Below are 20756 nucleotides of genomic sequence, written 5' to 3' on the forward strand. Positions count from 1 at the left end.
CTCTTCAGCCGCTCGTTTCACTTCATGCAAAGTGAAACGCAGCTTGCAAAATCTCTCAGCGAAAAACCCTCGGGCGCGAGGCCTTCACAGGCCCAGCCTCTGGATGGCGCCGCGCGCTGCGGCTGCACCGCTGGCCATCGACGCGGTCAGCAGGTAACCGCCGGTCGGCGCTTCCCAATCGAGCATTTCCCCCGCCACGAACACGCCCGGCAATGCGCTCGCCATGAGCTGCGCATCGAGCGCATCGAAGCGCACGCCGCCCGCAGTGCTGATCGCTTCGTCGATGGGCCGCGTCGCGACAAGCTTCAGCGGCACGGCCTTGATCGTCGCTGCCAGTTGCACCGGGTCCTGCATCGCCTCGCGGCTCAGCGCCTCGTGCAGCACACCGGCCTTGATGCCTTCGAGACCCAGCCGGCTCTTGAGGTGACTGCTCAGCGACCGCGCGCCGCGCGGATGCTTCACGGCCGCCAGCACCTGCTCTGCGCTGCGATCAGGCAACAGATCCAGCAACAGCGTGGCACTGCCCTGCGCGGTGATCTCGTCGCGCAGCAAGGCCGACGCCGCGTAGATCAGGCTGCCCTCGATGCCCGTCGCCGTCGCAACGAACTCGCCCTTGCGCGCAAAGCTGCGCCCTTGGCTGTCGGTGAACGAAATCGCCACCGACTTGAACGGCTGTCCCGCGAAGCGGCTGGAGAAATGCTCGCTCCACCCTGCCCCGTCGAAGCCGCAGTTGGCCGGCAGCAGCGGCGCGACTTCGATGCCGCGCCCTTGCAGCCACGGTGCCCACGCGCCATCGGACCCCAGCCGCGCCCAGCTCGCGCCGCCCAGCGCCAGCACGACCGCGTCCGCCTTCACCGAGGTCTCGCCGGTCGGCGTGGCGAACCGCAGCGCGGCCGCATCGAACGATGCATCGCCCAGCCAGCGATGGCGCATATGAAACTGCACGCCCGCCGAACGCAGCCGATGCAGCCACGCGCGCAGCAGCGGCGCGGCCTTCATGTCCTTTGGAAACACGCGCCCCGAGGTGCCGACGAAGGTCTCGATGCCCAGGCCCGTCGCCCAGTCGCGCGCCTCCTGCGGCCCGAACTGCGCGAGCATCGGTTCGAGCTGCGCACGGCGCTCGCCGAAGCGGCTCATGAAGACATCGAAGGGCTCCGAATGCGTGAGGTTCAGCCCGCCGCGGCCGGCCAACAGGAACTTGCGGCCCACCGAGGGCATGGCGTCGTAGACGTACACTTGCGCGCCGGATGCGCCAAGGACTTCAGCCGCCATCAGGCCGGCAGGTCCGCCGCCGATCACGGCGACGGTTGGGGAAAGGGTCATTCGAGATTTACCAGTTCGCCCTGCCCGGTGAGGAACGCGACGCGGACCGTGGCACCGGGGTAGGCATGTTGCACGGCCGCGCGGTAGCGCTGCATCTGTGCGATCAACGTCGCGTCCCGTTCGGGGCGCGCTGCGGATTTGTAGTCGAGGATCCACCAGGCACCGCCCTCGCGCTCGCGCACCAGACGGTCGATGCGCAGGGTCTCGCCTTCGTGGACCAGCGTGACTTCATTGCCATGCCAGTCGACCCTGCGATCGTCCCACACCCAGGCGCCGGCTCCCGCGCGGATGCGTTCGGCCAGCGTCGCGGCGCCGCGCGCCTGCTGCGGATCGAGCATGAACTCGCGGGCCGCGGCGCGCACGTGGGCAGGCGGCAGCGCCTCGCCCGGCACCGCCCATTCGAGCAGCCGGTGCATGGCCTGGCCGAAGGCGGCGGCGCGCGCGTCGACCGTGGCGTCGGCCGCTTTCCTGGCGGAAGGCTGATCGATGGCGGCGGGCGCCGGAGGCATCTGTTTCATCGAGAAGCTGGCCACGCCGGTCTCGACGGGCAGTGCCACCAGCGGCTCATCGGCCTCGGTCGGTTCGCAAGCCGATTCCAGCCGCGCCCACCAGCTGCCCTCGTTGGCACGCGCCGGCTTCACCGACGAGAGCACCAGCCGCTCGCGCGCCCGCGTGGTCGCGACGTAGAGGCCGTTGAGCTCTTCGCGATGGCGCGCGCGCTGCTCTTCTTCGAGCAACGATGCCGCGCAAGCCGGCGGCGTTTTCTCGCTCGCAAGGAACACGAAGCGCGTCGGCGCGCTGTCGCTGCCCTTCCACTCGACCAGCACGCCCATGGTCTGCGCGCGCGGCGGTGCGGCGTCGCAGTCGAGCATCAGCACGGTGTCGGCTTCCAGCCCCTTGGCGCCGTGCACGGTCAGCAGTTGCACCGCATCGGGCGCGGCCACCGACGGCGCGCGCACGCCGCCGGCACGCAGCGCCCGCACCAGCGCATACGGTGTGGCGAAGCGCGCGCCTTCGATCTCGAGCGATGCGGACATCAGCCCGCGCAGGTTGGCCAGCGCGCTCTGGCGCATCGCGGCGGGCACGGCGGCGCCGAACTTCGCGAGCACATCGCCATCGTGAAAGATCGCGTCGATGGCGTCGTGCGGCGGCAGGGTCACGAGCCAGCGCTGCCACTTCTTCAGGCTCGCGCCCGCCTCGACCAGCACCGGCGGAAGGCCCTCGCCTTTCTGGATCAGCGCGAACCAGCTCGACGCGTGCTCGCGCTGCCGCAGCGCCAGTTGCACCAGCGCCTCGTCGTCGATGTTGAAGAGCGGTGACTTCAGCGCCCGCGCGAGCGAGAGATCGTGCGCGGGCGACACCAGCGCGTCGATCAGCGCGACCATGTCCTGCACCTCGGGCGCATCGTGCAGCTCGTTCTTCTCGGGCTGCTGCACGGGGATGTGGCGCTGGCGCAGCGCGTCCTGCATCGCGGAAAGGCGATTGCGCCGGCGCGCCAGCACCATGATCTGCCGCGGCGGTATGCCATCGGCGATGCGCTGCGCCACCCAGCGCGCGGCCTGCTCGCATTCCTTTTGCAGCAGTTGCTCTTCGGGCAGCACGCGCGGCGTGACGAGGCTGTCGCGCCAGTGCAGCATGCCGTCGTCGGCGGGCGCGGCTTCGGCCACATCGCCGAGCGCATCGCGGTCGATGGCTGGCAGCTTGAGCAATTCGCCCTCGTCGCCGCGCTCTGTCGTGTGGGCGCGGTAGCCGTCGAACTCGCCCGCGTCCTGCGCGGCCAGCATCGCCTGGTTGACCAGCCCGACCACAGCGCGTGCGTTGCGGTGCGTGTGGTCGCAGTTGAGCAGTTCGCCATCGAGCCCTTCGCGCACGAATTTCTTCGCGGCGATGAACACCTGCGGCTCCGCGCGGCGAAAGCGGTAGATGCTCTGCTTCGGGTCGCCCACGATGAACACGCGCGGCGCGCTGCCGCCCGCGCCGGTGTAGGCGCTGAGCCAGCCGTAGAGCGCCTGCCACTGCAGCGGGTTGGTGTCCTGGAACTCGTCGATCAAAAGGTGCGCGATGCGCGCGTCGAGCCGCTCCTGCACCCAGCCCGACAGCGCCGATTGGCCCAGCAGCAGCTGCGCGGCCTGCTCGACGTCGTTCATGTCGACCCAGCCATGGGCGCGCTTGACGTCGGCGAAGGCGGCGATCAGGAGGCGCGTGAGCCGCGTCATGCGTCGCTGGTAGAGCCACGCCGCGTGCTGGGCCTGCGCGGCGCACAGCACCTGGAGCTCGGCCTCTGCCTCCTGCGCGGCGGGAAATTTCTGCAGGTTCTTGGTGAGACGGTCTTCGCTTGCGACGAAGAAGTTCTTTCTCAGGTGCGCGAGTGCCGCCGAGAGCGATTCGGCCGGCGGCTCGCCCACGCCGAACACGTCGATGATGGCCTCGGCGGTCTTCTGCGGCGTCTTGTTGCTTTCCTTGCCGAGCGCCGCGGCGCGATCGAGCCACCGGCGGCGGACCGGTTCGCCGCGCAGCGCATCGGTCGGCTGGTCCAGGCCTTCGAGCGACGGATGGAGCGCACTGAAATGCTGCACGGCGTTTTCGGCATCGGCCAGCGAGAACTCGACGCGCTTGGTCAGCGCTTCACCCAGCGCCTTGGCCGTCTGCGAGCGGCCGTGCGTCGCGACGACGGCGTAGTAGTCGGCCAGTGCGTGCTTGTCGGCCGTGACCGCTTCGAAGAAGGGCCGCCAGGTGTGGCCGCGCGCCTCGGCGTCGTCTTCGAGCAGTTCGTAGTTGGATGGCAGGCCCAGTTCGCGCAGCACCGCGAGCGGCGCGTTGCGCAGCAGGCCCGCGAACCAGGCGTGGAAGGTGCGGAACTGCACCGGGCGGCCGCCTTCGAGCAGGCGCCTGTAGAGGCCCTTCAGTCGCGGCACGGCAGCGAGCGCGGCGGCAGGTTCGACGCCGCGCATCACGAGTTGCTTGACCAGTTCTTCGGGGCTCTCTTGCGCGAACTGCTCGAGCCATTGATCGAGACGCTCGCGCATCTCGCCGGCCGCCTTCTTGGTGAAAGTGATCGCAAGGATCTCGTGCGGCTCGCAGGCGGAGTCGCCCTCTTCGAGCAACGCGCGCAGGATGCGCGACACCAGCATCCACGTCTTGCCCGCCCCCGCGCAGGCTTCGACGGCCACCGAGCGACGCGGATCGCAGGCGACGGTGTAGAAGGCCTCGCGCGTGACGTGCCGGCCGTTGTGTTCGTAGGCTGCGCCGTTCACTTCGACACCTCCCAGAAGTCCTTGCGACAGAGGCCACGGGCCGCGCAGTAGTCGCAGACCGCACCCTCGCCCAGCGGCGGCAGCGCCGCGCCCTCGGCGATGCGCGTGAAGTCGCTCATGATGCCGGCCACCAGTGCGTCCCTTGCCTCGACCACCGCGGGCTGCTCGACGGTCTGCGTGCCGGAGGATTTCTCGCCCACGTTGACGTAGGCGGCGCGCAAGGTGTCGTCGGCCACAAGGGCCGCGTAGAAGGCGAGCTGCGTGTCTTCGGTCGGGTCCTTCACGCGCTCTTTGGTGACGCTTGCGGACTCGGTCTTGTAGTCGATCACGAAGGCCTGGCCGTCGGAGGTGCGGTCGATGCGGTCGAGGCGGCCGACCAGGCGCAGGCCACCGAGTGGCTGCTCCTTCCAGGGCTCGGATTCGACGAACACCGCGCCGCTTGCCTCATGTCCTGCGAGCCATTCGAGATAGCCGTCGCGCACCGCGGGCCATGCCGCGGCAAAGGGGAGGAACTCAGCGTCGGAGAGTGCGTACTCGCGCGTGGCGCGTTGCGCGGCTTCTTCGATGCTTGCCACGCGCTCCTGTGCATCCTGCGTCGGGCTTTCGATCAATGCCTCGTGGAAATGGCCGAGCACCGCGTGCAGCCAGTTGCCGAAGTCGCGCTTGTCGACCTCCACATCGAGCTCGTCGGCACTGCGCAGGCCCAGTTGCCGCAGCGCGAAGAAGCGATAGGGGCAGCGGCGCAGGTCTTCGTACACGCTGGTCGAGATGTTCTCCAGCGGGAGCAACGCGCCCGAGGGCGTCGGATATGCGGTCGGCTGCACGGGCACGTCGCGCCCGGGACGCGGATCGACCGCGGGCTGCAGCACGTGGTCGAGCTGCAGCGCCTGCACCAGCGGGCTCGGGCGGACCGGCTCGCCGCTGGCGTCGGACTGGCGCCAGACCAGCTCGCACCAGGGGTTGTGCAAGGCCGCGGTCCAGGCCGAGCGCTGCGCGGCTTCGAGGGTATCGCGCGAAGGAAGGCCCAGTTCGAGGCGCTGGGCGGCGCTCCAGTTGCCGGGCGGCTCGGGCGATGCGGGCAGGCGGCGGTCGTCGCAGCCGGGGATGACCACGGCGCCGAATGCGCGGCCGAGCAGTTGATAGAGCGGCAGCACGATCACCCGGGGCGCCAGGTCGCCGGTGGGCGGCACGAAGCTCGCGTCTTCGAGCACGTCGCGCACCCAGGCGGTGAACTCGGCCAGCGTGTGGCGGCCGCCGGGGAACTCGTCGGCATCACCGTGCGAATCGGCATCGAGCCACAGCGCGGCGATGACCTTGCCACCAGCCATGTCGTCGGCCAGCGGCGTCCATTGCCCGCTGCCTTCGAGCAGCTCGCGCAGCGCGCGCAGCCATTCGGCCACGGGCCTGGACTTCATCATCGATGCGCGGCGTGCCTCGATGGCTTCGGTGTAGGGCAGCAACGCGATGTCCTGGGGCTTCTCGCTGCGGGCCGCGAGGCCGCACCAGGCGGACCAGTCGCGCAGGCCTTCGCGTCGCAGGCGCACTTCGAGCGCCTGCACGGCCAGTGCATCGCCGTCGGCGCCGCTCTTGAGCCATTCCAGAACCTGATCGCTCGCCGCATCGTGGGCGCAGGCGCGCAGCGCGCTCATCAACGTGGCGGCGGCGCGGGTGGTCGAGAGCTTCCAGCCGGTTTCGTCGTGCGTGACGATGCCCTGTGCCTTGAGCTGGGCGCTGATGCGGCGCGTGAGCGCGCGGTCGGTGGCGATCAGCGCGACCGGTGCACGGCCCTCGGCGAGATGGCGCAGTACGCAGGCGGCGGAGAGTTCGGCCTCGTCCTCGGGGTCTGCTGCCACATGCGAAGCCGCGGGGTCCACGGGCGTGTTCGCGGGCACCAGCGAGAGATGCAGCGCGTGGTCGCCCCACAGGGTGCACAGCGTCTGGGTGAGCGGATCGGTCTGGAAGCCTTCGAGCACGATCAACGCATCGACCTGGTTGCGCGTGCTCTCGCGCAGCAGCACGTCGGTTGCATAGCCCGAGGTCGCGGCCCAGGCGACGGCGATGCGGATCAGCGCGCTCTCGATGCGGAACCACTCCGACTCGCTGCCCGCTTCGGCCACCTGCCCAGCCCGCTGGGCCCATTCGCCGACGCGCGCGTCGGGCAGCGATGCCGATGCAAGCGGCGCGAGCTGGTAGGCCAGCTCGACGACGCGACCTGCCAAGGCGAAGCGCTCGTTGTTGAAGCCGGCCTGCGACAGCAGCGCCTGGGCGGTGATGAGATCGCGCGCCATGTCGAACGCGATGTCGTAGCCTGTCGGGAGAAAGCCGCCCGCGCTGCGCGCCCAGTTGTGCGTGGTCTCGAAGCGCGGCACGAAGCCCGCGCTGCCGCAGCGCGCCCACATGCCGCGCGCCACGCCCATCAATTGCGCATACGGCACCAGCACCACGGTGCGCGCCGCGTGCAGCTCGCGCTCGGCGAGCGCGCGGACGATGCGCGTGACGACGCCTTCGGCGGGGTCGCACCACAAGGCGTGGACGGGGTGGCCTTCGTTCATGTTCTATCGAGGGGTTTGAGAGGGCGGTGAGGTGACATGCCGGGCCTTTGGCTATCGCCGCCATAGCGGTTGCGCATGGCACGTCACCCCTTGGTTTCTGTCACAATGACCTGCACTTTAGCTGCACCGAAACTCTCTGCGCACAAGGACACATCACATGGCCAGCGAACTCATCAAACACATCTCCGATTCCTCTTTCGAAGCCGACGTGCTCAAGTCCAGCCAGCCTGTGCTGGTCGACTACTGGGCCGAATGGTGCGGCCCCTGCAAGATGATCGCCCCGATCCTGGACGAAGTGTCGGCCACCTACGAAGGCAAGCTGCAGATCGCCAAGCTGAACGTGGACGAGAACCGCGACATCCCCGCCAAGTTCGGCATCCGCGGCATCCCCACGCTCATGCTGTTCAAGGACGGCCAGCTGGCCGCCACCAAGGTCGGCGCCATGAGCAAGGCGCAACTCACGGCCTTCATCGACCAGCAACTCGCCTGAAGGCATTTCACCCGGCCAATGCGCAATGCATTGGCCGGCGCGTTTTTCCTGTCATAATCTCCCACAGATCACCGGCCCTTTCAGGCAACCGGTTCGAGTTCCCCGGTTAGTGCAGCAGTTCTCGCTACACATTCAACCTCCCCCCGTTTTCCGTTTCGATTACCCCGCGAGGGGTCATTCCATGCACTTAAACGAACTCAAGGCACTCCACGTGTCTGAAGTCCTCAAGCAGGCTGAAGCGCTTGAGATCGAAAACGTCGGCCGCATGCGCAAGCAGGAGCTGATGTTCGCGATCATCAAGAAGCGCGCAAAGGCCGGCGAACAGGTCTTCGCCGACGGTGTGCTCGAAATCCTGCCCGACGGCTTCGGCTTCCTGCGCAGCCCCGACACCAGCTTCACCGCCAGCACCGACGACATCTACATCTCGCCCAGCCAGGTGCGCCGCTTCAACCTGCACACCGGCGACATGATCGAAGGCGAAGTGCGCACGCCCAAGGACGGCGAGCGCTACTTCGCGCTGACCAAGCTGGACAAGGTCAACGACGGTCCGCCCGAGCAGAACAAGCACAAGGTGATGTTCGAAAACCTGACGCCGCTGTTCCCCAAGGAACAGATGAAGCTGGAACGCGACGGCGTCAAGGGCGAAGAGAACATCACGGGCCGGATCATCGACATCATCGCCCCCATCGGCAAAGGCCAGCGCGCCCTGCTCGTGGCGCCGCCCAAGAGCGGCAAGACGGTGATGATGCAGCACATCGCCCACGCGATCAGCGCCAACTACCCCGACGTGCACATGATGGTGCTGCTCGTGGACGAGCGCCCTGAAGAAGTGACCGAAATGCAGCGCACGGTGAAGGGCGAAGTCATCGCTTCGACCTTCGACGAGCCTGCTGCCCGCCACGTGCACGTCGCCGAAATGGTGATCGAGCGCGCCAAGCGCCTGGTCGAACTGAAGAAAGACGTGGTGATCCTGCTGGACTCGATCACGCGTCTGGCCCGCGCCTACAACAACGTCGTGCCCTCGTCGGGCAAGGTGCTGACCGGCGGTGTGGACTCCAACGCGCTGCAGCGTCCCAAGCGCTTCCTGGGCGCCGCGCGCAATGTGGAAGAAGGCGGCTCGCTGACTATCATCGGCACCGCGCTGATCGACACCGGCAGCCGCATGGACGAAGTGATCTTCGAAGAGTTCAAGGGCACCGGCAACTCCGAAATCCACCTGGACCGCCGCCTGTACGAAAAGCGCGTGTTCCCCTCGATCCAGCTCAACCGCAGCGGCACGCGCCGCGAAGAACTGCTGCTGGCTCCCGAGATCCTGCAGAAGACTCGCATCCTGCGTCAGCTCATGTACAACATGGACGAGATCGAGTCGATGGAGCTGATGCTCAAGAACATGAAGGCGACCAAGACCAATGTCGAGTTCTTCGACATGATGCGTCGCGGCGGCTGAGCACCACGCTCTCCCGCAAAAGCGCGTCGGCCCCCACGGGCCGACGCGCTTTTTTCATGGGCGCTCGATGCGGATGGCGCGGCCTTCGACTGCACTTCGGCGGCCGATGTCGAGCAGTTCCATCAGCGCGACGGCCTGCTCGGGCGGGACCGGGTTCGGCCCGTTGCCCAGGATCGCATCGCGAACTGCCGCGTAGTAGTCGACGTAGTTGCCGAGCCGCGTCGGCAACGCGCGAAAGTGCGGCGCCCCGTCGCTGCCGATCAGCGTGAGTTCGCCATCGAGCGGATCGGCGCCCCACCCTTCGGCGGGCGGCCGCTGGCCGGCACGCAGCGCATCTTCCTGCGGATCGACGCCGTGCTTGACATAGCTGCCTCGCGTGCCGTGCACGATGTAGCGCGGCGCCGCATGGGCCGCGAGCGTGGTGGCGTGCAGCACCACGCGCAGGGGTGCGTGCGGGCCGCTCTCGTAGCGCAGCACGGCATGGAAATAGTCTTCGACCAGCGCGCCGTCGCGCAGAGCGGCCGTGTCCAGTTGCAGCGTGTCGGGCCGGCCGAAGAGTTGCACGGCCTGGTCGACCAGGTGCGAGCCCAGGTCCACCCAGAGGCCCGAACCCGGCACCGGTTGCTCCCGCCAGCGCTCGCGCACCTCAGGGCGGAAGCGGTCGAAATGCGACTCCAGGTACACCGGCCGGCCCAGCTCGCCGCTCGCAAGAAGGTCCTTCAACGTCAGGTAATCGGCGTCGAAACGCCGGTTCTGATAAACCGCCAGGACACGATTGTTGCGCCGAGACAACGATTCGAGCTCCTTCGCCTCGGTCACGTCGAGCGTGAAAGGCTTGTCCACCACCACGTGCTTGCCGGCCTCCAGCGCCGCCTTGGCGACCGGATGGTGCTGGGCATTGGGCGTGGCGACCACGACCAGGTCGATATCAGCCCGGGCGACGAGTGCCGCCACGTCCGGCACCACGGCCACGCCGGGCCAGTCCGCGTGGACCTTGTGCGGCTGCGAACTCGCCACGGCGGCCAGTTCGAGCCCCGGAACCGCCGAAAGCACCGGCGCATGGAAGGTCTGGCCGGCAAAGCCGTAGCCGACGAGGCCGGCGCGCAACGCTGTGGAAGTCATCTGTGGGCCGCTTTTCGCTCAAAACGGCCAGTATGCGATAATCGCTGGCTCCGCGAAAAGTGCAGCCGGGCGTCCTGCCCAGCGATCCCTCACCCCGGGACAGCCGCCGACCCAGTCCATCTCGACCCGTCGACGCGCTTGTGGCTCTCGCATCGACCGCGCATTGATTCCAACAGCGCAAAAGGAAACACCATGGCAAAAGAAGGCATCCACCCCAATTACCGCGAAATCCTGTTCGTCGACATGTCGAACGGTTTCAAGTTCGTGACCCGTTCGTGCGCGAACACCAAGGAAATGGGCAAGACCGACGACGGTCGCGAGCTCCCCCTGTTCAAGCTGGACACCACCAGCGAATCGCACCCGTTCTACACCGGCACGCAGAAGTCGGTCGACAACATGGGCGGTCGCGTCGAGAAGTTCCGCAACCGTTTCGGCAAGACCACCGGCGCTGCTTCGAAGTAAAGCACGCGCTTTGGCGTCGAGGGCAGCCCGGTTTACCGCGCTGCCCTTTTTCATTCCGAATCTCCTTCCCCCCTTCCCCCCTTCCCCCTTTCTGCCCGCCCCCCGCCCTTTGAACCAGCCCACCCCCGCGATCGTTGCCCAGAATGCCGTGCGCCGGCTGCCGCGCATCGCGCTGCTGCTGCTGTGCGCGGCCTACCTGCTGCCGGGCCTGGTCGGGCGCGGACCGTGGAAGAGCGCCGACATCACCGCCTTCGGCTACATGGCCGAACTGGCCCGCAGCACCGAAGGCATCGCGCGCTGGTTCGATCCCCTGTTGCTGGGCATGCAGCCCGAGACGCCCGCGCTGGTCCCTTACTGGATCGGCGCCATCGCGATCAAGCTCGCCCCCGCGTGGCTGAACCCCGACCTGGCCGTGCGATTCGTCTTCGCGCTGATGCTCTGGGGCACCTTCACCGCCACCTGGTACGCCGTCTACTACCTCGCCCGCACGGCACGCGCCCAGCCGGTGGCGTTCGCCTTCGGCGGCGAGGCGCGCCCGACCGACTACGCGCGCGCCATCGCCGACGGCGGCCTGCTCGCGCTGATCGCCTGCCTGGGCCTCGCCCAGCTCGGCCATGAAACCACGCCGGCGCTCGCCCAGCTGTACTTCGCCTCGCACCTGTTCTATGGCGTGGCCGCATTGCCGTACCGCCGCGCGGGCCCGGTGATCGCGCTCGTGGTCGGCACGCTCGGCATGACGTTGAGCGGCGCACCGACCGTCGGCCTGGCGCTCGCCACGGGCAGCGCGATCTACATCGCCTACGAGCGGCGCCGCACCGCCAAGGCGGGCGCGGACGCCAGCACCGACGACGGCCCCGGCTACACCCGCGGCGCCCTCTTGACGATGATCGGCGTCACGCTGCTGGCGGCGGCGCTGGTGTTCGGCCTGGGCCTCTCGCAGTGGAAGATCACGCTGGACGGCAACTCCATCGGCGGCGAAATCCGCAGCCAGGCCAAGCTCTTGCTGTGGTTCACCTGGCCGGTCTGGCCGCTCGCCCTCTGGACGCTCTGGCGCTGGCGGCGCCAGCTCACGGCGCGCCACGTCGCGCTGCCGTTCTGGTTCGCGCTCGTGCCGCTGGCCGCCACCTGGACCACCGACTACTCCGACCGCTCGCTGCTGCTGGCCCTGCCCGCCTTCGCCACGCTCGCGGCCTTCGCGCTGCCCACCTTCCGGCGCAGCGCCGCGGCGCTGATCGACTGGTTCAACGTGCTCTTCTTCAGCGGCCTGGCCGTGCTGGGCTGGCTCTACTGGATCGCCATGCTGACCGGCATGCCACGCAAGCCCGCGGCCAGCGTCGCGCGGCTGGTGCCGGGCTTCGTGGCCGAGTTCTCGCCGATCGCGTTCGTGCTCGCGCTGGCCGCGACCATCGCCTGGTGCTGGCTCGTGCGCTGGCGCACCGGCCGCCACCGCGCCGCGCTCTGGAAGACGCTGGTGCTGCCGGCCGGCGGCACGGCCCTTTGCTGGATGCTGCTGATGACGCTCTGGCTGCCGCCCATCGACTACGCACGCAGCTACCTGCCCCAGGTGCGCGCCGTCGCCGAGCGCGTGGGCCAGCCCAGCTGCATCGCCGAACTGGCACTCAGCCGGCCGCACGCGGCTGCGCTGCGCCACCACGGCAACTTCAACCTGCAACCACTGTTGCTGGGCACCGACTGCCCCTGGCTGCTGGTGAGCCCCGACACGATCGAGCGGCTGCACACCATCATCCCGCTCGAGAAGTGGCGCTTCAGCGGCACCCTGCGCCGTCCCAGCAGCGCGACGGACGACCTGCTGCTCTACCAAAAGATCGTGCCCTGAACGGTGACGGGCGAACGGGGACTGATCGCACGCCACGCCGGCACGGTGCTGGTCGGCCAGCTGGCCGTGATGGCGTTCGGCGTGACCGACACCATCATCGCGGGCCGCTATTCGGAGCACGCGCTGGCCGCGCTCTCGGTCGGCGCGGCGATCTTCGTGAGCGTGTACGTCTCGCTGATGGGCGTGCTGCAGGCGCTGCTACCGGTGTGGGCCGAGCTGCACGGCGCGGGCCGCAGCGGCGAGGTGGGCCGCTCGGTGCGGCAGTCGCTCTACCTGGCCGGCATCGCCATCGCGGTGGGCATGGTGGCGCTGCTGCTGCCTGGCGGCGCGCTGCGCTGGACGCAGGTACCGGCGGAGATGCGCGGCGAGGTCGAAACCTACCTGGCGGTGCTCGCCTTCGCGCTGGCGCCCTCCCTTCTCTTTCGCCTCTTCAGCACCCTGAACCAGAGCCTGGGCAAGCCCCAACTGGTGACCTGGCTGCAGCTCGCGTCGCTGGTGGTGAAGCTGCCGCTATCGATCTGGTTCACCTTCGGCGGCGCGGGCCTGCCGGCGATGGGCCTGGTCGGTTGCGCCTGGGCCACGTTGTGCGTGAACTGGGCGATGCTCGGTTGCGCGGTCTGGCTGTTGCGCAGCAGCGCCTTCTATCGCGGCTATGCGCTCTGGGAACGCATCGAGCCGCCCGACTGGCACCAGATCCGCCAGTTCGCGCGCCTCGGTGTTCCCGGCGGCTTGGCGGTGCTCGTGGAGGTGACCTCGTTCACGCTGATGGCGCTGTTCATCGCGCGCCTGGGCACCACGGCGGCGGCCGCGCACCAGATCGCCTCGAACCTGCTGGCGGTGGCCTACATGATGCCGCTCTCGCTCGCCATCGCGACCAGCGCGCGCGTGAGCTTCTGGCTCGGCGCCGGCGATCGCGCGAAGGCGCGCCATGCCTGCCGCCTCGGCTTCGAGCTGGCCATGCTGTGCGCGCTGGTCTATGCGGGCGCGATGGTCGCGCTTCGCCACCAGCTTGCGAATGTGTATTCGGACAATCCCGCCGTGATCGCGCTGGCCGCTTCGCTGCTGCTGGCCGTGGCGGTCTACCACGTTGCCGATGCGCTGCAGACGCTCTGCGTCTTCGTGCTGCGCTGCTACCGCGTGACGCTCGCGCCGCTGGTCATCTATTGCGCGATGCTCTGGGGCCTGGGCCTGGGCGGCAGCTATCTGCTGGCCTACCGCGGCCTCGGTCCCTGGGCCGCGATGCAATCGCCGCTGGCGTTCTGGATCATGAGCGCCGGGGCGCTGGTGCTCACAGGCCTGCTCTTCGCCGCGCTGCTGCGGTGGACGATGAAGAAGCGGGCGGGCTGAAGCTCACTTCGCAAGCACGCGCGCCTCGCGCACCCGCGCCGCCGGAAACACCAGCGCGAACCGGCTCCCCTTGCCCACCATGCTCTCGATGCGCAGCTCGGCCCCGTGCCGCTGTGCGATGTGCTTGACGATCGCCAGCCCCAGCCCCGTGCCGCCCGTCTCGCGCGAGCGGCTGCGGTCGATGCGATAGAAGCGCTCGGTGAGCCGCGGAATGTGCTCGGCGGCAATGCCCGGCCCGGTGTCCTTCACGGCGTACTCGCCGCGCCCATCGGGCAGCACCCGCCAGCTCACCGCCACCTCGCCGCCGCCGGGCGTGTAGCGGATCGCGTTGCTCAGCAGGTTCGACATGGCGCTCTGCAATTCGGTCGGCGCACCCGAGAGCTCCGACTCGGCGTCGATGGTGAACGACAGGCGGTGGCCCAGCGGCGCGAGCCGGCCCGAGAGGCCGCGCCCTTCGTCCTCGCACTGCGCGAGCAAGGCGCGGATGCGAATCCACTGGTTGCCCGACGGCGAGGCGCTGCCCTCCAGGCGCGACAGCGTCAAGAGGTCGTTCACCAGCGTTTCCATGCGGTGCGACTGCTGCCCCATCAGCGAGAGGTAGCGCGTGCGCTCGTCCGCATCGAGCGGCAGGTTCTGCAGCGTTTCGACGAAGCCCGCGAGCACCGTGAGCGGCGTGCGGATTTCATGCGACACGTTCGCGACGAAATCGCGCCGCATCGCCTCGGCCTGTTCCAGCGCCGTGATGTCGCGCGTGAGCAGCATGCGGCGGTTGCCCGCGTAGGGATGCACCTGCACCGACAGCCGCACCGGATGGCTGCGCTGGTGCGCATGACCCGGGCCGGAGGCGTCGATGACGACGTCGCGGCTGTAGTTCCAGGAGGCCAGGTACGCCACGAACGCCGGGTCGCGCACGAGGTTTGCCAGGTGCTGCAGCAGGTCGCGCTCGGCGTCGATGCCGAACTGGCTGGCCGCCGTCTGGTTGCACCATTCGATGCGGCCCTGCTCGTCCAGCAGGATCACGCCGTTGGGGGATGCCTGGATCGCGGCCAAAAATTCTTGCAACCGGTCTTCGGCCTGGCGCGTCTGCTGTTCGCGGTCGCGCAGCAGCTTGCGGATGCGTTCGGCCAGCTCGCCCCAGACGCCCGGTCCGCGGGTCGGCAGGCCCGCCGCGTCGTTGCGCAGCACCTGCAGCAGCCGCTCGGCACGCCAGGCGTCGAGCGCGAGCCACAGCACCGCGCCCAGCCAGGCGCCCAGCCACCCGAACTTCCAGCCAAAAATGCCGACAGCGCCCGCGCCTATTGCAAGGGACGCTATTAAAAAAGTAGCGATTCGGAAGGGCATGGCGGGCGATTATCCGCGCCCGCGGCCAAGAGACGCCACGGCGTTCAAACCGTGACTTGGGCGGTCAGGCGGTAGCCTGCTCCCCGGACGGTTTCGACCATCGGCGCGGCGGCACCCAGCGATTCGCGCAGGCGCTTGACGTGCACGTCGACCGTGCGTTCCTCGATGTAGACGTGGTCGCCCCACACCTTGTCGAGTAGCTGTGCGCGGCTGTGCACGCGCTCGGCGTGCTGCATCAGGTAGGCCAGCAGCTTGAACTCGGTCGGGCCGACCTTCAGCGCAGCGCCCTGCCAGGTCACGCGGTGCGTGGAGGTGTCCAGCGCGAGCTCGCCGATTTCCACGCGCTCGGTCACCACCTCGGGGGCACGGCGGCGCAGCACCGCACGGATGCGGGCCAGCATTTCCTGCGTGGAGAAGGGCTTGGTGATGTAGTCGTCGGCACCGGCATCCAGGCCCGCGACCTTGTCGGGCTCGTCGCCGCGCGCGGTCAGCATCAGGATCGGGATGGCCTTGGTGCGCGGGTCCTTGCGCCACTGGCGTGCCAGCTGCAGGCCGCTCTGGCCCGGCAGCATCCAGTCGAGCAGGATCAGGTCGGGCAGGAAGGCGTCGATTTCGCGCTGCGCTGCGGCACCGTCTTCCGACCAGATCGGCTCGAAGCCGTTGTGGCGCAGGTTGACGGCGATCAGCTCGGCGATCGAGGACTCGTCTTCGACGATCAGGACTCGGGGTTTTTTCATGTTATCTGCTCACTTGATGGTCACCCCGGTCCCTTCCAGCGAACGCCGCGGAACCGGCTTTGCCGGGCCGCAGGCGTTGCCCCCTGCAAGGGGGTTGGCGGCCGCACGAAGTGGGCAAGCCTGGGGGTTTGTCATTGAAGCGCGGACTCGATTTCCTGCATCGAAGTGTGCCGCACATCGGCACCCTTGACGATGTAGATGATGAATTCGGCGATGTTCTTGGCGTGGTCGCCGATGCGCTCGATGGCCTTGGCCAGGAACAGGAGGTCCAGGCTGGCCGAGATGGTGCGGGGGTCTTCCATCATGTAGGTGACGAGCTTCCGCACGAACCCGTCGAACTCCTTGTCGATCAGGTCGTCGTCCTTCAGGATCGACAGCGCCGCGGCCGTGTCCAGGCGCGCGAACGCGTCCAGCGCGGTGCGCAAGAGGCCCGAGGCCAGGTCGGCGGCGATGCGCAACTCGGTCGTGGGCAGCTGGCGGGCCGAACCGCTCTCGATGATCGACTTGACCATGCGCGCGATCTTGTTGGCCTCGTCGCCCACGCGCTCCAGGTTGGCGGTGGTCTTGCTGATGGCGATCAGGAGGCGCAGGTCGCGTGCGGTCGGCTGGCGGCGCGCGATGATCGACGAGAGCTCGCGGTCGATGTCGATTTCCATCGCATTGACGCGGTGCTCGGTCTCCATCACGCGGTCGGCGGCATCGGCGTCGAACTGCAGCAGCGCGTAGACCGCCGTGTGGATCTGCGACTCGACCATGCCGCCGAGCTCCATCACGCGCGACGAGACGCCGTTGAGTTCGCTGTCGAACTGGCTGGAAAGATGTTTCTCGCTCATGGTGTCTCCTTAGCCGAAACGGCCGGTGATGTAGTCCTCGGTTTCCTTGCGCTGCGGCTTGAAGAACATCTGCTCCGTCGCGCCGAATTCGATCAGGTCACCCAGGTACATGTAGGCGGTGTAGTCGCTGCAGCGGGCCGCCTGCTGCATGTTGTGCGTCACGATGACCACGGTGTACTCGTTTTTGAGCTCGGCGATCAGTTCTTCGATCTTCGCGGTGGAAATCGGGTCGAGCGCGGAGCACGGCTCGTCGAGAAGCAGCACTTCGGGCTTGATCGCGATGCCGCGCGCAATGCACAGGCGCTGCTGCTGGCCGCCGGAGAGGCCCGAGCCGCTTTGCTGCAGCTTGTCGCGCACTTCGGTCCAGAGCGCGGCCTTCTTCAGGGCCCACTCGACGCGGTCGTCCATCTCGCTGGCCGAGAGGCTCTCGAACAGCTTCACGCCGAAGGCGATGTTGTCGTAGATCGACATCGGGAACGGCGTGGGCTTCTGGAACACCATGCCGACCTTGGCACGGATGAGCGCCACGTCCTGCTTGGAGGTCAGCAGGTTTTCGCCGTCCAGGGCGATCGTGCCCTCGGCGCGCTGCTCGGGGTAGAGCTCGAACATGCGGTTGAAGGTGCGCAGCAGGGTCGACTTGCCGCAGCCCGACGGGCCGATGAAGGCCGTGACCTTGTTCTCGGGAATCTCGAGGTTGATGCCCTTGAGCGCGTGGAATTTGCCGTAGTAGAAGTTCAGGTCCTTGACCGAGATCTTCGAGCGCGACGGTTGTGCGACGGTATTTGGCATGGGAGATCTTCTTCTTCAGTCAGTGTTTGTTGCGCGTGAGGACCCGCGCCAGGATGTTGAGGGCGAGCACGGCCACGGTGATCAGGAACACGCCGGCCCAGGCCAGCTGTTGCCAGTTCTCGTACGGGCTCATCGCGAACTTGAAGATCGTGACCGGCAGGCTGGCCATCGGCTGGCTCACGTCGGCGGTCCAGAACTGGTTGTTCAGCGCAGTGAAGAGCAGCGGCGCGGTTTCACCCGCGATGCGCGCCACGGCCAGCAGGATGCCCGTGACCACACCGGCGCGCGCGGCGCGCAGCGTGATGCTGATGATGACCTTCCACTTGGGCGTGCCCAATGCGTAGGCCGCTTCGCGCAGGCCCGGCGGCACCAGCTGCAGCATGTTCTCGGTGGTGCGGATCACCACCGGGATCACGATCAGCGCAAGCGCCAGCGCACCGGCCAGGCCCGAGAAGGTCTTGAAGTAGGCCACCACCACCGCGTAGACGAACAGGCCGATCACGATCGATGGCGCCGACAGGAGGATGTCGTTGACGAAGCGCGTGACCGAGGCGAGCCAGCCCTTGGGGTTGTACTCGGCCAGGTAGATGCCGGCCATGATGCCGATCGGCGTGCCCACGAAGGTGGCGAGCATCACCATCACGAACGAGCCGAAGATCGCGTTGGCGATGCCGCCCACTTCGTTGGGCGGCGGCGTCATTTCGGTGAAGGTGGCGATGGCCAGCCCGCCGATGCCAAGGCGCAGCGTTTCCCAGAGGATCCACACGAGCCAGAACACGCCGAACACCATCGCGGCGAGCGACAGCGTGAGGGCGATCTTGTTGACGCGGTTGCGCGAGGCGAACCGGGCCTGGCGCGTCTCGTTGAGCGCCTTGGCGTTGAGGAGGTCTTGCGCAGTGCTCACGACTTGGTTCCTTCGCTCTTCTTCATCTTGGCCAGCAGCACCTTGGAGAGCGTCAGCACGACGAAGGTGATGAAGAACAGGACGAGGCCCAGGTACATCAGCGCCGCCTGGTGCAGGCCCGCGCCGGCTTCGGCGAATTCGTTGGCCAGGGCCGAGGTGATGCTGTTGGCAGCCTCGAACACCGACAGCGAGTTGAGCTGGTTCATGTTGCCGATCACGAACGTGACCGCCATCGTTTCACCGAGCGCCCGGCCGAGGCCGAGCATGATGCCGCCGATGACGCCGGCCTTGGTGTACGGCAGCACGACCTTGGAGACGACCTCCCAGGTGGTGGAGCCCAGGCCGTAGGCGGACTCTTTCAGGAGCGGCGGCGTCACTTCGAACACGTCGCGCATCACCGAGGCGATGAACGGAATGATCATGATCGCCAGGATGATGCCGGCCGACAGGATGCCGATGCCCACGGGCGGGCCGGACACCAGGGCGCCCAGGTACGGCACGCCGGCCAAGAGCTTCTGCAGCGGCTGCTGCACCCAGGTCGAGAGAATCGGGCCGAACACCAGGAGGCCCCACATGCCGTACACGATGGACGGCACGGCGGCGAGCAATTCGATGGCCGTGCCCAGCGGGCGCTTGAGCCAGTTGGGCGACAGCTCGGTCAGGAACAGGGCAATGCCGAAGCTCACCGGCACCGCGATCACCAAGGCGATGAACGAGGTGGCCAGCGTGCCGTAGATCATCACGAGGCCGCCGTACTCTTCCTTGACCGGGTCCCACGTGCTGTTGACGAGAAAGCCGAGGCCGTACTTGGAAATGGCGGGCCAGGCGCCGGCGATGAGCGACACCAGGATGCCGATCAGCATCGCCAGCGTCAGCAGCGCGGCGCCTTTGGCGGCCCAGCCGAAGAGGCGGTCGGCCATGGGGCCGGAACGCGGCGCCTTCACCGGCGGTGGCGGCGCAGTGGCGCGGCCACGGTCGGCCGCCAGGTCGTAGGTGGCGGCAGCAGGAAGAGTGGATGACACGGGTCGCTCCGGCAAAGACGAAAGCGGCGCGTCCTCGAGCGAAGTGCTGCTCATGGATGCGCCGTTCTGGGCTGGTGGGTGGGTGGCTTACTTGAACGCGACGGGCTTGCCCGAAGCGTCCTTCACGTCACCCCATGCCTTGGCGATGGTGGCCTTCACGGCGTCGGGCATCGGCACGTAGTCCAGGTCGTCGGCGGTCTTGTCGCCACCCTTGTAGGCCCAGTCGAAGAACTTGAGCACCGTGGTCGCGCTGGCGGGCTTGTCCTGCACCTTGTGCATCAGGATGAAGGTCGCGCCGGTGATGGGCCATGCGCCCTTGTCGGCCTGGTTGGTCAGCACCTGGTAGAAGCTCTTGTTCCAGTCGGCAGCGGCGGCGGCGGCCTTGAAGGCGGTGTCGTCGGGCGAGACGAAGTTGCCGGCCGCGTTCTGCAGCTGGGCGTAGGTCATCTTGTTCTGCTTGACGTAGGCGTACTCGACGTAGCCGATCGAGTTGGGCAGGCGGTTCACGAAAGCGGCGACGCCTTCGTTGCCCTTGCCGCCCGCGCCGGTGGGCCAGTTCACGGCCGTGCCTTCGCCGACCTTGGTCTTCCACTCGGCGTTGACCTTGCTCAGGTAGTTGGTGAACAGGAAGCTGGTGCCCGAACCGTCGGCGCGGCGAACCGGAGCGATGGCAGCGTCAGGCAGGGCGAGCGAACCGTTCAGTGCCTTGATGGCGGGGTCGTTCCACTTGGTGATCTTGCCCAGGTAGATGTCGCCCAGGACCTGGCCGTTGAGCTTGAGCTCGCCCGGCTTGATGCCGGTGATGTTGACCACGGGGATCACGCCGCCGATGACGGTGGGGAACTGCATCAGGCCCTTGGCCTGGAGTTCGTCGTCCTTCAGGGGAGCGTCCGACGCGCCGAAATCGACGGTCTTGGCTTCGATCTGCTTCAGGCCCGCGCCCGAGCCGACCGACTGGTAGTTGATCTTGACGCCGGTGGCCTTGTTGAAGTCCGAAGCCCACTTGGCATACAGCGGTGCCGGGAAGCTGGCGCCGGCGCCGGTCACGTCTTGTGCGAGGGCGGGAATGGAGAACAGCGCGGCCACGAGACCGGCGGTTGCAAATTTGAACGTCGTTTTCATGAAGCTTCCTTTAGAAGTAAGAAGTAGTCCCTTTCGGGCTTGGGACGGACTCTAGAAAGCTTGTGTGACATCAATATGACACCCCGCTGTCGAGGGAAAATGCCGGCATTCCCCTCCCCGGCCGTGTGACGCTGTCACATAACCGTCATGCGGCGCGCCTAGCCTTCCCGACCT

Annotated in this window: 16 protein-coding genes; 5 read left to right on the forward strand and 11 right to left on the reverse strand. The window is 67.7% G+C overall.

What is annotated here, in order from left to right; genetic code table 11:
• Window positions 1–84: 84 nt before the first annotated feature.
• The 3 genes from JC881_RS03655 to JC881_RS03665 are packed head-to-tail and all read right to left on the reverse strand — an operon-like array spanning window position 85 to window position 7129.
• Window positions 85–1323 carry a TIGR03862 family flavoprotein gene (locus tag JC881_RS03655; protein ID WP_198784322.1) on the reverse strand — a complete coding sequence of 413 codons (1239 nt, stop codon included), beginning with the start codon at window positions 1321–1323 and terminating at the stop codon, window positions 85–87.
• Entirely contained in the window at window positions 1320–4577 is a 3258-nt protein-coding gene (locus tag JC881_RS03660; protein WP_198784323.1) for a UvrD-helicase domain-containing protein, read from the reverse strand. The genes JC881_RS03655 and JC881_RS03660 overlap by 4 nt, the downstream gene beginning before the upstream one ends.
• A complete protein-coding gene (locus tag JC881_RS03665; RefSeq protein ID WP_198784324.1) occupies window positions 4574–7129 on the reverse strand; it encodes a PD-(D/E)XK nuclease family protein in 2556 nt (851 codons plus the stop codon). Before JC881_RS03665 ends, JC881_RS03660 begins: the two co-directional genes overlap by 4 nt.
• 157 nt (window positions 7130–7286) lie before the next feature.
• Between JC881_RS03665 and trxA the strand changes: the two genes are divergently transcribed.
• Both trxA and rho read left to right on the forward strand, forming a co-directional pair.
• Window positions 7287–7619, forward strand: a complete 333-nt coding sequence (trxA, locus tag JC881_RS03670; RefSeq protein WP_042578306.1) for a thioredoxin TrxA — start codon at window positions 7287–7289, stop codon at window positions 7617–7619.
• A 181-nt stretch (window positions 7620–7800) separates the two neighbouring features.
• Window positions 7801–9066: a transcription termination factor Rho gene (rho, locus tag JC881_RS03675; RefSeq protein WP_013540932.1), complete on the forward strand. Its 1266-nt coding sequence runs from the start codon at window positions 7801–7803 to the stop codon at window positions 9064–9066.
• A 54-nt stretch (window positions 9067–9120) separates the two neighbouring features.
• On the opposite strand, the gene JC881_RS03680 is transcribed toward rho, so the two are convergent.
• Window positions 9121–10188, reverse strand: coding sequence for an oxidoreductase (locus JC881_RS03680; protein ID WP_198784325.1), 1068 nt, complete (start codon window positions 10186–10188; stop codon window positions 9121–9123).
• 192 nt (window positions 10189–10380) lie between these two features.
• On the opposite strand from JC881_RS03680, the gene JC881_RS03685 reads away from it, so the two are divergent.
• From JC881_RS03685 to JC881_RS03695, 3 genes are all read left to right on the forward strand, one after another.
• On the forward strand, window positions 10381–10650 hold the full coding sequence (locus tag JC881_RS03685) for a type B 50S ribosomal protein L31 (protein WP_007836661.1): 270 nt from the start codon (window positions 10381–10383) through the stop codon (window positions 10648–10650).
• 109 nt (window positions 10651–10759) lie between these two features.
• Window positions 10760–12487: a hypothetical protein gene (locus JC881_RS03690; protein WP_198784326.1), complete on the forward strand. Its 1728-nt coding sequence runs from the start codon at window positions 10760–10762 to the stop codon at window positions 12485–12487.
• Between the two features lie 3 nt (window positions 12488–12490).
• Entirely contained in the window at window positions 12491–13834 is a 1344-nt protein-coding gene (locus JC881_RS03695; protein WP_198784327.1) for an MATE family efflux transporter, read from the forward strand.
• Between the two features lie 3 nt (window positions 13835–13837).
• Here the strand turns inward: JC881_RS03695 and phoR are convergent, their stop codons facing one another.
• The 7 genes from phoR to pstS all read right to left on the reverse strand — a co-directional run bounded on the left by phoR (window position 13838) and on the right by pstS (window position 20582).
• Entirely contained in the window at window positions 13838–15175 is a 1338-nt protein-coding gene (phoR, locus tag JC881_RS03700; protein ID WP_198784328.1) for a phosphate regulon sensor histidine kinase PhoR, read from the reverse strand.
• Between the two features lie 44 nt (window positions 15176–15219).
• Complete coding sequence (gene phoB / locus JC881_RS03705; RefSeq protein WP_056580146.1) at window positions 15220–15912, reverse strand: phosphate regulon transcriptional regulator PhoB; 693 nt, start codon at window positions 15910–15912, stop codon at window positions 15220–15222.
• Between the two features lie 131 nt (window positions 15913–16043).
• Complete coding sequence (gene phoU / locus JC881_RS03710; RefSeq protein WP_198784329.1) at window positions 16044–16745, reverse strand: phosphate signaling complex protein PhoU; 702 nt, start codon at window positions 16743–16745, stop codon at window positions 16044–16046.
• Window positions 16746–16754: 9 nt separating this feature from the next.
• Window positions 16755–17534: a phosphate ABC transporter ATP-binding protein PstB gene (gene pstB / locus JC881_RS03715; RefSeq protein ID WP_093435048.1), complete on the reverse strand. Its 780-nt coding sequence runs from the start codon at window positions 17532–17534 to the stop codon at window positions 16755–16757.
• Window positions 17535–17553: 19 nt separating this feature from the next.
• A complete protein-coding gene (gene pstA, locus JC881_RS03720; RefSeq protein ID WP_198784330.1) occupies window positions 17554–18438 on the reverse strand; it encodes a phosphate ABC transporter permease PstA in 885 nt (294 codons plus the stop codon).
• Window positions 18435–19514 carry a phosphate ABC transporter permease subunit PstC gene (gene pstC, locus JC881_RS03725; protein ID WP_198784331.1) on the reverse strand — a complete coding sequence of 360 codons (1080 nt, stop codon included), beginning with the start codon at window positions 19512–19514 and terminating at the stop codon, window positions 18435–18437. Before pstC ends, pstA begins: the two co-directional genes overlap by 4 nt.
• 33 nt (window positions 19515–19547) lie before the next feature.
• On the reverse strand, window positions 19548–20582 hold the full coding sequence (gene pstS, locus JC881_RS03730) for a phosphate ABC transporter substrate-binding protein PstS (RefSeq protein ID WP_198784332.1): 1035 nt from the start codon (window positions 20580–20582) through the stop codon (window positions 19548–19550).
• Window positions 20583–20756 lie beyond the last annotated feature (174 nt).

This window comes from Variovorax sp. IB41, assembly GCF_016405905.1.
Lineage (GTDB): Bacteria > Pseudomonadota > Gammaproteobacteria > Burkholderiales > Burkholderiaceae_C > Variovorax.